Raw genomic sequence first — 14621 nt, 5'->3', positions numbered from 1 at the left:
TTATGCCCTTTCTTTTTATAAGATATTCTTTTGATTTGCAATCGTCTAGCATAGCAAATTGAACCATAAATCTTGAATATCACCAGATTAATCAAAACTTCAAATTTTGTCGAAAAATTTCATTCAGCCCAATTTATTCACCGTTTATCTAATAAATTTAAGAATTCCATTTTAGTCCACCTATATTTGTTTCACCATAACATAAGTAGGTTAAGTTTATGGTAGATTTGGGGCAAAAAAGGTGGACACTCGTCCGCCTTTTTTCATTTCTAGTTCCCTTCAAATTGGAATCTTCTAAACAACACTTCAATTATTCTTTCTAAAATAACATTAACGGGAACTGCCGTTCATTGATATAATTAGTTTTAGTAAAAACTTTACAAATGGGCACAAAAAAAGCAAACTTATTAAAGTCTGCTTTTCCTAAATCAAATAAACCCAAAAAGTGTTGCAAACCTTTTGGATAAATTAGTTCATTATTTTCCTTCTGCATAACGTCTTTCTACCTCATTCCAGTTGATCACGTTAAAAAATGCATTGATATAATCAGGTCTCTTATTTTGGTATTTTAAATAGTAAGCATGTTCCCATACGTCCAATCCTAAAATGGGTGTTCCTCCACAACCTACCCCAGGCATTAATGGATTGTCTTGATTTGGTGTTGAGCATACTTTGACTCTTCCACCCTCGTGCACGCATAACCAAGCCCATCCTGATCCAAATTGTGTTGCCGCTGCTTTGCTGAATTCATCTTTAAAAGCATCAAATGATTTGAATTCTGCTTCAATAGCATTTTTAAGATCTCCAGCCAAATGTCCTTTACTTTGTGGATTCATCACTTCCCAAAAAAGGGAGTGATTATAAAAGCCACCACCATTATTTCTAACGGCTTTATCTTCCATATCTAAATTGATTAGAATATTTTCGATAGTTTTTCCAGCCATATCAGTCCCTTCAATAGCACTGTTTAGTTTATCTGTATATCCTTGGTGGTGCTTGTCATGGTGTATTTCCATTGTTCTCGCATCAATATGAGGCTCTAAGGCATCAAAAGCATATTTTAATTTCGGTAATTCGAAAGCCATAATGTATCTATTTTTAAGTGTTAATATTTGTTCTACCCAAATTTACACATAAAACTGTGCTTATAAAAATATTAAACGCTTCGTATTTAAGTGTTAAGAAAAGTTTAACGTTGGTAAGCAGTAAGGTATCGATTGGGTATGAATACTGAATTCTTGCAAATTCCGTATATAAATCGGCTTTAGTTTTTATCTTGTATAAAAATTCCAAAAATGGAAACCCAACATCCTTTTTCAATCTATAATGCTTCAGCAGGTAGCGGTAAAACCTTTACTCTGGTAAAAGCGTATTTGAAAATCCTGCTGTCCTCAAATCAGCTAAATGCTTTCAAAAATATACTGGCATTAACATTTACTAACAAAGCTGTTGCTGAAATGAAGGCACGCGTTGTGGATATGCTCATCGATTTTTCTGACGCTACTATTTTAGAGAAGCCAACCCCAATGTTCAATATGCTTTCAAAAGAACTGCAAATAGGGTCCCAACAGCTACATGAAAAAGCTAAGATCATCTTAAATACCATTGCCCATAATTATGCTGCCTTTGATATTTCTACCATTGATAAGTTCAATCACCGCCTCATTAGAACCTTTGCCCATGATTTGAAATTGCCTCTAAACTTTGAGGTAGAATTGGACACTAAAACAATTCTTTCAAGAGCGGTAGATCAACTTATTGATAAGGCTGGATCAGAAAAGGAACTCACAAAAATATTGGTTGATTTTGCTATTGAAAAGGCTGATGATGATAAGAGTTGGGATGTCTCATTCGATTTCAATCAAATTGCACAATTACTGATTAATGAAAACGACATTCCTTTTATTGAATCTTTAAAAGATAAAACGCTCGACGATTTTAAAGCATTAAAAACGCAGCTTATTACGCAAATCTCGACACTTGAAAAGGATATTAGCGGAAAAGGACAGCAGGTTTTGACACTTATTGAGAATAATGGTTTGCAGTTTAATGATTTTTCCAGCAGTCATCTACCCAAACACTTTTTAAAACTGTCGCAAGGCAATTTTGACGTCAATTGTGATAATTTAAAATGGCAAAACGATTTATTGGAAGGCAACGCACTTTACCCCAAACGTCTGGATGCTCACAAAATGACGACTATAGATAGCCTTCAACCCGCAATCACGGCCTCATTTAGTGAGACTAAACAGCGTATCATCCAATTCAAATTTCTTAAAAACGTTCTCAAAAACATTACGCCACTATCCGTTATAAACGCCATTTACCAGAGTCTACAAGACATTAAAAAGGATGAGGATTTGGTACTAATTTCAGAATTTAACAGCCTTATCAGTTCAGAAATCAAGTCGCAACCAGCCCCATTTATTTACGAGCGAATTGGTGAGAAATTCAAGCATTACTTTATTGACGAGTTTCAGGATACTTCAGTAAAACAGTGGGAAAATTTGATTCCTTTAATTGACAATGCCATTTCAAGTCAAAATTTAAAAGGAGAAACAGGCTCTGCGATGCTGGTGGGAGACGCAAAGCAAGCTATTTACAGATGGCGAGGCGGAAGGGCTGAACAGTTTATAGATTTATACACAGCGCATCAGCAGCCGTTTCAAATTCAACAAAAGGTTCAAAATTTACCTGTCAATTATAGAAGCTTAGAAACCGTTGTAAATTTTAATAACAGTTTCTTTAAGCATTTGTCTTCCTTTGTATTTTCAGAGCCTTCCCATCGAGAAATCTATAAAGCAAGCCATCAGGAGCAGTCTTTAAAGGGTGAAGGTTTTTTAGAGTTGTCCTTTTTAGAGTGTGAACCTGAAGACAAAGACGCAACCTATGGCCTACACGTTTTACAAGCTATCAAAAAAGCGCAAGACCACAAATTTGAATTGCGAGACATTTGCATCATCGCAAGAAAATCAAAAGAAGGTATTGCACTTGCTGAATATTTGAGCATTGAAGGTATTCCTATTATTTCTTCTGAGTCTTTACTGCTTAAAAATTCGCCAGAAGTCCACTTTTTAACCAACATCATCGCATTGGCCTCGCAGCCCTACAACGACATGTTGAAAATTGAGTCCTTAAGTTATCTGGCAGACCATCAACTTCACATTGAAAATAAACATCTCTTTTTTCAAAGTCTTGTCCACTTGGAAACTTATGAAATGTTCGAAAAGCTACTAGAATACGGTCTCTTTTTTGATTTCAATCTGTTTTTACAACTTCCTTTTTTTGAAGCTGTGGAGAGCGTGGTAAGACAATTCAATCTAAACAAAACATCCAATGCTTATATTCAGTTTTTTCTAGATGAAGTCTTAGACTTCTCTCAAAGATTTAATGCTGGGTTTTCTAGTTTCACGTCCCATTGGGATGTTAAAAAAGAGAAACTTTCCATAACCTCACCTCAGGGCAATAATGCGGTTCAAATTATGACCATTCACAAGTCTAAAGGCTTAGAGTTTCCGGTTGTGATTTTCCCTTATGCCAATCAGGACATTTATTTTGACAGATCTCCAAAAATGTGGTTTCCTGTAGAAGCAGATGACTTTAATGGGTTTCAAAATGTTTTCATCAATGTTAATAAAGACTTGGAAGATCTTGGTGCTTTAGGCAAAACCATGTATACTGAATATCGAACACAATTAGAATTGGATAGTGTTAATCTATTATATGTTGTAATGACAAGAGCTGTTGAACAGCTTTATATCATATCAGAATATGACCTAGATAAAGGGCATAATGAAAAACTTGGATGGTATTCAGGACTCTTTATAAGTTATCTCAAGTGGGCAGGTTTGTGGGACAAATCTAAAAAAAGCTACACGTTTGGATCACCCACACGCATCCTGACTCCCAAAAAAATAGAAACTGCAACCACCCAAAAACAGTTTATTTCAATAGCTAAAGAAGATCATGACTTAAAGATCGTTACTAATGCAGGTTATTTATGGGACACCGAGCAAGAAGCAGCTATTGAAAAAGGGAATTTGGTCCATTTGATCATGTCAAAAATCAAATCTGAAAGTGATATCAATCTTGCTTTTGAAGATTTTGAAAACAAGGGTGATATTAATGCACAACAAGCCTTAGAGCTCAAGCCAATTATATTAGACATTGTGCATCATGAAAAATTAAAGGATTATTTTCAACCAGAACTCACCGTTTATAATGAAAAAGACATATTAGCATCGGGCGGACTTATTTTAAGGCCCGACCGGATTGTGGTGAATGCCATGGAGGAAGCAGTAATTATAGATTATAAAACTGGTAGTGCAAGTCCCACCCATCAGAACCAACTTAGGGAATACCAATTAATTCTTGAGGAAATGGGATTTAAGGTGAGCAAAAAAATACTTATATACATAAATGAGAACATTCAAATAAAAGAATTTTAACTTTGCATAAAATCAAATTAATCATGTACGGCAATAAACTACAACAACACTTACAAAAAGAAATTAAAGATATTAAAGAGGCTGGACTCTATAAGGAGGAGCGTATCATCACCTCACCTCAGGGTGCAGAAATAACTCTGAATACAGGTGAAAAAGTCCTGAATTTCTGTTCCAATAATTATTTAGGTCTATCATCCCATCCAGAAGTAGTGCAAGCTGCTAAAGATGCTATGGACACCCACGGCTTTGGCATGTCTTCTGTTCGGTTTATTTGTGGTACTCAAGATATCCATAAAACATTAGAGCATAAAATAGCTGAATTTTATGGTACAGAAGATACCATTTTATATGCTGCAGCGTTTGATGCCAACGGTGGAGTATTTGAGCCATTGTTGGATGCTGATGATGCCATTATATCAGATTCATTGAACCATGCCTCAATTATTGACGGTGTCCGTTTGTGTAAAGCGGCACGTTACCGCTATCAAAACAGTGACATGGAAGATCTTGAAAAACAACTTATAGCGGCGAATGAAAATGGAGCGCGCTTTAAGATTATTGTGACTGACGGGGTATTCTCTATGGACGGCTTGGTGGCGCCTTTAGATAAAATTTGTGATTTGGCTGATAAATATGATGCGATGGTAATGATTGACGAATGTCACGCTACAGGATTTATTGGAGAAACAGGACGTGGCACTTTGGAAGACAAAGGTGTTATGGGCCGTATTGATATCATCACTGGGACCTTAGGAAAAGCAATGGGTGGTGCTATGGGCGGCTATACCACAGGAAAAAAGGAAATAATAGACTTGTTGCGTCAACGATCTCGACCTTATTTGTTTTCTAATTCTCTGGCGCCTGCTATTGTTGGTGCGTCCATAAAAGTATTTGAGATGTTGGCAACTGACACCACCTTGAGAGATCAATTGGAGTCCAACACAAAATATTTCAAGGAGGCAATGCAAAAGGCAGGGTTTGATATTATCAATGGAGATTCAGCAATAGTACCCGTGATGCTTTATGACGCCAAATTATCCCAAACAATGGCAAAAATGCTTCTTCAGGAAGGCATCTATGTGATAGGATTCTTTTTTCCGGTAGTTCCTAAGGAAAAGGCTAGAATCAGGGTACAGTTATCAGCTGCCCACACTAGGGAACATTTGGATAAGGCAATTGCAGCATTTATAAGGGTTGGAAAAAGCTTAGAAATTATTTAAAATCAGTCCAAACACTAACATTTTAAGGAAATCAACCAATATTTTTACCCATTTGTCTTTGTTAATAATATTTTACAACTTACTTTTGTTCATTAATTAACACTTAAAATTAAATAATTAGAATATGAAAAATCTTAGCAGAATATTTTTCGCTATGTTGCTTTTATTGAGCTTTAGCAACGTCAGCGCTCAAGACGAAAACAACCCTTGGGCAATTGGAGTTGGCGTAAACGCAGTTGACTTATACCCAACTGGTGAAGACGGACAAGGTGAAATCTTTGATGAATACTTCAATTTTGGAGATCATTACAACATCTTGCCTTCATTATCTTCGGTATCTGTTTCTAGATACCTATCTGATGGGTTTTCAATAACCGCAGCAGGTACTATCAATGAAATCAGTAAAGTAGGAGATGCATCAGCTGATGACTTATCTTACTACGGACTAGATGGTACAGTTAGATATAGCTTCGCAAGTTTAGTAAACTCTCCTATATTTGAGCCTTACCTAGGAGTAGGTGGTGGTTACACTTGGGTTGATGAAGTTGGAGCTGGTACTCTTAACGGAACTTTGGGTTTCAACTTATGGTTTTCTGAAAATATTGGCGTAACTGTTCAGTCTTCTTACAAACATGCGTTTGAAGATTATTTGCCAACACATTTCCAACATACAGTTGGTTTAGCTCTTAAATTTGGTGGAAAAGACACTGATGGAGATGGTGTATATGATAAAGATGATGCTTGTCCTGATGTTCCTGGTTTAGAAGCATTCAATGGTTGTCCTGATTCTGACAACGACGGTATTGAGGATTCTAAAGATGACTGTCCTAACGAAGCTGGTTTAGCTGAATTTAATGGTTGTCCTGATGCTGATGGCGATGGTGTTCCAGACAATAAAGATGATTGTCCTGCAGTTGCTGGCCTTAAAACTTTAAACGGTTGTCCTGATGCTGATGCTGATGGTGTAGCTGACAAAGATGATGAGTGTCCTAACGAAGCTGGTCCTGCTGCTAACAAAGGATGTCCTTGGAAAGATACAGACGGAGACGGTGTATTAGACAAAGATGATAAATGTCCTAACGAAGCTGGTACAGTAGCTAACAATGGTTGTCCTGAAGTTAAGCCAACTGTTGAAGAGATGGAAACTCTTAACGAATATGCTAGAACAATCTTATTTGATACAGGTAAATCTACATTTAAAAAAGAGTCTATTCAAACTTTAGAGTCTATGCATGCTATCTTCCACAAATATCCACAAGCAACTTTCGCTTTAGAAGGATATACTGACAGTGTTGGATCAGAGAAATCTAACCAGTTGTTGTCTGAAAGAAGAGCTAACGCTGTTAGAGATTGGTTAATTGCCAATGGTATCAAACAAGATCGTTTAACTGCAAAAGGTTTTGGTGAGGAGAATCCAATTGATTCTAACACTACTGCTGCAGGTAGAACTAACAACAGACGTGTAGAAGTAAAACTTACAAACTAAGTTTTTAAATATAATTAGAATTAAAAAACGCTCCGATATTCGGGGTCGTTTTTTATTTTTATAGCATGACAAGTTTTCTAAAACAAGTAATAGACCAGATACAGAAGGAAAGACAAGATATATCACAACTTACCTTTATTTTACCCAGTAAAAGAGCAGGAACTTTTTTAAAGGATATCCTATCACAGAGTACTACTAAAACTATATTTGCTCCAGAAATTTTATCCATTGAAGAATTTGTTGAGAGCCTTTCTGAACTCAGTTATGCCACCAGTACAGAACTTCTATTTGAATTCTATAAGGTGTACAGAGAACTTACCCCAGAACCTCAGCAGGAAACTTTTGACCAGTTTTCAAAATGGGGACAACTATTGCTCCAAGATTTTAATGAGATTGATCGCTACCTCATAGATCCAGATCATATTTTCGATTATCTAAAATCGATCAAAGAACTTAATCATTGGTCTCTGTCAGAACATCAAACGCCTTACATCCAAAACTATTTAGCGTTCTGGAACCGCCTTAAAATTTATTACAATAAATTTAGGCATGAGTTGATCTTGAAGAAAAAAGGGTATCAAGGTTTAGTGTATAGAGAAGCAGTAAACGGCATGGAGCATTATAGGTCCATCAACCCTAATAAATCACATATTTTTATTGGCTTTAATGCCCTAAACAAAGCGGAAGATCGTATCATCCAAGAACTGCTACAACATAACTTGGCTAGCATCTATTGGGATATTGATTCCGCATTTATAAATAATCCCATCCACGATGCAGGTTTATTCATTCGGCAACATCTCAAAAATTGGCCATTTTATAAGCACAACAACATTAAGTGGATAGGTAAAAACTACACTTCAGAGAAAAATATTCACACCATTGCCGTACCAAAAAATATCGGTCAAGTAAAATACATTGGAGAGCTTCTGGACACTTTACCTTTGAGTGATTTGAAAAAAACCGCTGTTGTTTTAGGAGATGAAACGCTTTTAATGCCTTTGCTCAATTCTATACCTCAAAAAGTGGAAGCCATTAATATCACCATGGGACTTCCGCTTAAATCGGTACCCTTGGCCTCTCTGTTCGACGCACTTTTTAAGATCCAAAAAAACCACACTAACGAACTTTATTACAAGGACGCAGTAGCTGTTTTATCGCACCCCTTTATACAATCTTTATTAACGCATGAAGATGTCAATTACAGTAATCAGATCATAAATTATATTCAGAGCAACAATATTGTTACCATTTCAGTTGAGAAGTTAATGACACTTTCTGAGTCAAAACAAGACGTTATAAGGCTCCTTTTTCAGTCTTGGAACAATGACCCTGAAATAGCACTTAAACATTGCTCTCAGCTCATGTTAACATTAAAAACAAAACTCGATTTAGAGAAATCAAAAAACCTGCTGGCACTGGAATATCTTTACCGATTTAATCAAATCTTCAACGAGCTTCAACACTACAATACCACCTACAAACTCATCAGCAACAGTACAACGTTGTACTACCTGTACAAAGAGTTACTAAGCAGTGAAACTTTAGATTTTAAAGGAGAACCTTTACAGGGTCTTCAAATAATGGGTATGTTGGAATCTCGCGTACTAGACTTTGAAACGGTGATTATATCCTCAGTTAATGAAGGCATCCTTCCGGCAGGAAAAAGCACCAACTCTTTTATTCCTTTTGATGTGAAACTTGAAAATGGCCTGCCAACCTATAAAGAGAAAGATGCTGTGTACACGTATCATTTTTACAGACTTTTGCAACGTGCAAAAAATATATATATTATCTACAACACTGAACCTGATGTTTTGAATGGTGGTGAAAAAAGCCGATTTATCACACAACTTCAAATTGAAAACATCCATAATGTCAAACATTCCATTGTAGTTCCAAAAGTGGAAGTCGCACAGAAATCACCTCAAATCATTAAAAAAACAGAAGCCGTTTCACAAAGGTTGCAGCAGATTGCAACTAACGGATTTTCGCCTTCTTCACTCACAAATTACATCAGAAACCCTATTGATTTTTATTATCAGAAGGTGTTAAAAATCGAAAGTTTTGAAGATGTTGAAGAAACCGTTGCCGCTAACACCTTAGGAAGTGTGATCCATCAAACATTAGAAGATTTTTACACCCCATATAAAGGTATAGCACTGACTGAAGCCCATTTACAAGAAATGAAAACATTGATCAATGATAGTGTGACGCTCCATTTTAAATCGTTTTACAAGGAAGGGGACATGACCAAAGGGAAGAATCTAATCATTCTTGAGGTCGCAAAACGCTATGTTTCAAATTTCATAAACAAGGAAATAGACACCTTAAAAGCTGGGAATCAAATAAAGATAATTGATTTAGAAAAGGAATTAAACATTAAACTCGACATTCCAGAATTAGGTTTTCCTGTCCATTTAAAAGGTACTGTGGACAGAATTGACGAATTTAACGGCACACTTAGGATCATCGATTATAAAACAGGGAAAGTTAACCAAGGGCAAGTAGAAATTGTGGATTGGGAAGACATCACTTTGGATTATGATAGATTCAGTAAGAGTTTCCAAATTTTGGCGTATGCCTACATGTTGAACAATACGGAAAAGCTTTCCCAACCTATTGAGGCAGGCATCATATCTTTTAAAAATTTACAAGGGGATTATTTTTTGAAATTTGGAAAGAAACCATCAGCCAGAAGCAGAGATAAAGACCACAGCATCACAACAGAAACTTTGGATGCTTTTTATAGTGAACTTAAAAAATTGATTCTCGAAATTTGTAACCCTGAAATTGAATTTATCGAAAAAGAGGTTGGTCATTAAGCAATTTTCATTGTAATTTCTCTTTGATGGTAAATTTTTTGCATAAGTACATCTTTATTGACAGGCTTGGTCATGTAATCGTTCATCCCAATCTCTAATACTCTCTGTCGCGTTTCCTGCAAGGCATCTGCTGTAACAGCAATAATAGGGATCCCGCCAATGGTATCTCCTAAAAAACCGCCCCGTATAATTTCAGTAGCTTCATAACCATCCATAATTGGCATTTGCAAGTCCATTAAAATAAGGTCATAGACATCCTTTTTAAGGGCTTCAATTGCTTTTTGTCCGTTGTCAACAACTGCAAAACTAATATTTTGAGAATTTCCCAACAGCTTTTTCATCACCATTTGATTGAGTAAATTATCTTCTACAACCAATATATGAGTTTCCGGAAATGAGCTTTTTGGTAGTTCTGATATTTTCCCAGGATATATTTGTTTAGAAACGACTTCTAGAGGTAAATCAATAAACACCTCCGTTCCTTGTCCTTCTTTACTTTCAACCTTAATGTTCCCATGAAATAGTTCCACCAAATGCCTTACAATTGTTAGGCCAAGTCCAATGCCACCAAACTGGCGTTTATGATCAAGACGCATTTGGCTAAAACTGTCAAATACATGTTTTTTCATTTCATCTTTCATACCAATACCTGTATCAGCAATATGAAATGAAAAACGACACTGTCCATTTGGTTGAGGCGTACATCTCAATTTAAAAACCACACTGCCTTCATTTGTGAATTTTACAGCATTACCCAAAACATTATTTATAATTTGGACAAAGCGTTCCGAATCTACTTTTACAACCGCAGGAATTTCATAATCCATTTCAAATTGATAGGTTAACCCTTTCTTTTCCGCTTCAAGCTTCCAGTTATTGCTAATTTGATTGAGCGCTATTGACGGATTGAACTCTTCTATCTGTAATTGCAGTTCATTCTTTTCAATTTTATCAAAGTCCAAAATATCATTGATATTGCTTAATAAGCTCAACGATGCATTTTTAATGATCTCATAATTTTTTCTGTGGTGCTTTTCAGAATCACTGCTCAGCTGCGTTTCTGCAATACCCATTATGGCATTGATAGGAGTTCTTAACTCATGACTCATATTAGACATGAAATAGGTTTTTAACTGGCTTACCTCTTCTGATTTCTGTAAGGTGACTTCTTGCGAGGTCTCCTTATCCATTCTTAATTTTCTGATGAGATTGGTCATCGACAAGGACAAAAATATTACCTCAAAGCCCGTACCGAATTTAGCACTGTTGAGCGTGTAAAAGTTATTTGGCAACAAACTTAAATTGTTCATGACAAATCCCAAAAGGCCAAATACCAAGAAAAATATTCCAATGGAGAAAAACACATCAACTGACATTCTTTTATAACGCATCACAAATACAGTTGTAAGAATTAAAATCAAACTAAGCAATCCATTAACATTGCTCAATGGATAAGCTAAAGCCATCGTTTCTTCACTTACTAGCACCATTAAGAATAAAATTCCTATAACAGCATAGACGGCTTTGTGCCATTTGTAAAAAGATGGAAGTTGTTGCTTTACATTTAAAAAATGCTCACAATATTTCAAGAGAAAAACATTGGTAATTAACGCCGTTATCAACACAGCTTTATCGTTAAAAAATCCTCCATTAGGAAATACATATTGAAAAATAAAACCGTCTAAGGCACTTTGCAACAACGCTATGGAAAACACATATATGGCATAGTATAAAAATGATTTCGCCTTTAAACTAGTATAAAAGAAGAGATAGATAATACCTGCTAAAAACAACAGTCCATAAAAAAGTCCTAAGAACAGCTGCTGTTTGTAGTTCATTATCCAGAAGGATGTTTCTGTATATAAATTCAATGGTAAGTTGACGGTTTCTCCATCACTTTTTAAATGGAGATAGAATTGTTGGGTAGTTTGTGGTGGTAATTTAATTTTAAAAACCGTTGATCGATGTGGCAATTGGCGCTCGTCAAACTGAATTTGGTCTCCACTTTGAAAATGATAGATTTTAGGTTCTGAAATTTGATAAAGATCTGCTTCATCTGTTATAGGTCGTGCGGTTTCTAAATAATAAACTTTGCTTTCCTGACTTGAATTTTGCACTTTAAAACGAACCCAAAAATGATCAGACGTAAATCCGACGCTATGATTTTCAGACTCCAGTTCATAAAAATTTAAGATGGAATTCTGATTCTTCAGCAGTTCAGTGAAGCTGTAGTCATTTTCACCAACATTAGTAAAATCGGCATATTCAAAGAGTTGTCCCTTACTGTTTTCAGGGTCAAATGCAGAATTTTGAGCTAGCAATCCTGCACTAATAAAGTAGATAATTAGTAGTAGTTGTTTCATGGTTGGGGCCTTTAAACACTCTAAACTTACGAAAAAACCATTAATATGGTTTTTTCGACATGAAAATAAATGGATCAGATCATAGTGGAACGAAAAAAAGCAATGCTTTCGCATTGCTCTTTCTGTGGAGAAGATCGGGCTCGAACCGACGACCTCTTGGCTGCCAGCCAAGCGCTCTAGCCAACTGAGCTACATCCCCAAATTACTTTTACGCCACTTTCTGCCAGCGGACGATTTAAAATATTTTTCTCGCTTTCTCGCCTCTATTCTGGTTTCGAATTCTTCAGAGTAATATAATTCCCAAGGAAGAAATGCCTTTGTGGATTTTACTCTACCCGAATTATGCGTTTTCAACCTGTCCTTAAAATGTGAAGACATTCCAACGTAGAAACGGCAACATTTAGTACTATATATGATGTAAGCAACAAACATAATCTCCAGCTTAAAAGCGCTCCCCGCCCGAACGTGCCGTTCGGTACGGGCGGGTAGCCAACTGAGCTACATCCCCGAATTACTTTTACGCCACTTTCGACAAGCGGCAAATTTAAAACATTTTTATCTGTTTCCTGCTTATATTTTAATTTTAAATCTTCGAAACAAACTGTTTTATTTTAAACCACTTAAAACCAACACTGGCAATGTTGAGCTGTTAAAGTCTTTTTTTAAGATGGTATTATTTTCCCAAATTTTGGTAAAAAATCCTCTCTTTCTTCGCACCACACATAACAGATCAGGATTAATTTCCTTGTAGTTGTCCAACACGCCCTGAAATGTAGTCGTATTTTCACTGTGGGATGTATGACTTATCAGGCCTGCCAACTCTTCATTGACATCAAAGTCACCTTCGTTGTAAAATGGTGTCTGCACCAATAAGAGATCAATTTTTGAATTGAATTGGTTTTTTATGGAAATTAATGGCTTTAAAACGTCATCTTTTCTTATAATGGCTGATTTTAAAGCTATCAAAATAGTCTTCATCGGTTTGAAGGTAAAGCCTTCAGGAACAATCAATGCGGGAATACTGGTTTGCTTAATAATCTTCCCTGAGGTTTTGCCCAAATACACTTCTTCTTTGACAGAGTTCGTTCTTGGTTCAATCAAAATTAAATCAATATCGGCAGTTTGGCATACAAGCTCCAGGGTTTCCACAAGTTTTCCTTTAAAAGTTTTAACGATCACTTCAACACCTTTGATATCCACTTTCTCAACATGTGACTTTAAAAACGCCAAACTTTCGCGCTCCAAAATATTATCAACCTTAATCATTGTACCCGCCTTAGTATAGACATTAAATATCTGAACAACATACAACTTAGCCCCAAACGCTCGCGCAAAATCAACTGCATATTGTAAGTGACTTTCTGCATTTTTTGACGACCCCACTGGGACTAAAATATTTTTCATATCTAATATAAACACTAAATTCACACAAAAATAGACATTAAAAATGATTCGGAAAGCGACTTCAATAGATATTGAATTTATTTTATTACTGACCAAGGCGTGTGCCAAGAACATGATAAAAAACGGTATTTTCCAATGGAACGAGCACTATCCAAATGCCGAGGCTTTTGAACAGGATATTGCAAGAAATGAACTGTATGTATTGACCAATCAAAATACTATTGTTGGCACTATCGTGATGTCTTCTTTTATGGATGAGGAGTACCAATCCGTACACTGGCTTACACCTAACACCAAAAATCTTTACATACACCGTTTGGCAGTGCACCCTGATTACCAAGGGTGCGGTTTTGCCCAACAACTCATGAGTTTTGCTGAACACTTTGGGAAAGAAAATAAATACCTCTCTATCAGATTGGACACCTTTTCTCAAAATGACAGAAACCAAAGATTTTACGAGCTTCGCGGGTATCAACGTTTGGGATCCATTTATTTTCCGAAGCAAAGTGAACATCCATTTTATTGTTACGAACGTATCCTGTAAATTCCATAATCAGTCGCAAAACCAGCCACAAACTTGAAGGTCCTGCAATAATTACTCGAGTTATAGTGCCTATTCTGTCCCTTACAGATACGGCTATAAACTATACGTTATTTCTATTTTATTTATGATTTGGATGATTGCAAGAGGTGTTCCTCTGATCATAAAATTTAGACAACTCTTTTTGCCAACTAAACAAAACGTTTAACTTTGGCCGTATATCCTTCAATAAAAAACTATGGGAATTCTTGAATTTTTAAGTGGTAACGGCTTGTTTTTGATATTGGCCATCGCATTGATTGTCATTTACATTTACAACCGAAGAAAAAACAAA

General features: G+C 36.0%; 9 protein-coding genes and 1 tRNA gene. 5 read left to right on the top strand and 5 right to left on the bottom strand.

Annotated features, from left to right (window positions below; genetic code table 11):
• Positions 1-476 precede the first annotated feature (476 nt).
• The gene (locus A9996_RS03880) at positions 477-1085 is read right to left on the bottom strand and encodes a superoxide dismutase (RefSeq protein ID WP_066431098.1); all 609 of its coding nucleotides are present in this window, start codon (positions 1083-1085) and stop codon (positions 477-479) included.
• Positions 1086-1295: 210 nt separating this feature from the next.
• Between A9996_RS03880 and A9996_RS03875 the strand changes: the two genes are divergently transcribed.
• From A9996_RS03875 to A9996_RS03860, 4 genes are all read left to right on the top strand, one after another.
• Positions 1296-4448: a UvrD-helicase domain-containing protein gene (locus A9996_RS03875; protein WP_066431095.1), complete on the top strand. Its 3153-nt coding sequence runs from the start codon at positions 1296-1298 to the stop codon at positions 4446-4448.
• Positions 4449-4471: 23 nt separating this feature from the next.
• Positions 4472-5668: a glycine C-acetyltransferase gene (gene kbl / locus A9996_RS03870; protein ID WP_066431093.1), complete on the top strand. Its 1197-nt coding sequence runs from the start codon at positions 4472-4474 to the stop codon at positions 5666-5668.
• A 124-nt stretch (positions 5669-5792) separates the two neighbouring features.
• Entirely contained in the window at positions 5793-7154 is a 1362-nt protein-coding gene (locus tag A9996_RS03865; protein ID WP_066431091.1) for an OmpA family protein, read from the top strand.
• A 65-nt stretch (positions 7155-7219) separates the two neighbouring features.
• Positions 7220-9979 (top strand): PD-(D/E)XK nuclease family protein, encoded by a 2760-nt coding sequence (locus A9996_RS03860; protein WP_066431084.1) that lies wholly within the window; start codon positions 7220-7222, stop codon positions 9977-9979.
• Here A9996_RS03860 and A9996_RS03855 read toward each other — a convergent pair.
• The 4 genes from A9996_RS03855 to A9996_RS03845 form a co-directional block, all read right to left on the bottom strand.
• A complete protein-coding gene (locus A9996_RS03855) occupies positions 9976-12342 on the bottom strand; it encodes a hybrid sensor histidine kinase/response regulator (protein WP_066431081.1) in 2367 nt (788 codons plus the stop codon). The genes A9996_RS03860 and A9996_RS03855 overlap by 4 nt on opposite strands.
• A 125-nt stretch (positions 12343-12467) precedes the next feature.
• Positions 12468-12541 (bottom strand) — tRNA-Ala (locus A9996_RS03850).
• Positions 12532-12774, bottom strand: a complete 243-nt coding sequence (locus A9996_RS19500) for a GIY-YIG nuclease family protein (protein WP_083993831.1) — start codon at positions 12772-12774, stop codon at positions 12532-12534. The genes A9996_RS03850 and A9996_RS19500 overlap by 10 nt, the downstream gene beginning before the upstream one ends.
• A gap of 174 nt (positions 12775-12948) precedes the next feature.
• Entirely contained in the window at positions 12949-13746 is a 798-nt protein-coding gene (locus A9996_RS03845) for a universal stress protein (RefSeq protein ID WP_066431079.1), read from the bottom strand.
• A gap of 43 nt (positions 13747-13789) precedes the next feature.
• On the opposite strand from A9996_RS03845, the gene A9996_RS03840 reads away from it, so the two are divergent.
• A complete protein-coding gene (locus tag A9996_RS03840; protein WP_066431076.1) occupies positions 13790-14290 on the top strand; it encodes a GNAT family N-acetyltransferase in 501 nt (166 codons plus the stop codon).
• The last annotated feature ends 331 nt before the right edge of the window (positions 14291-14621 follow it).

The organism is Gelidibacter algens (assembly GCF_001678675.1).
GTDB classification, from domain to species: domain Bacteria; phylum Bacteroidota; class Bacteroidia; order Flavobacteriales; family Flavobacteriaceae; genus Gelidibacter; species Gelidibacter algens.
Note: the sequence above shows the minus strand (reverse complement) of the source record. Positions and strands in the feature narration are given on the sequence as shown.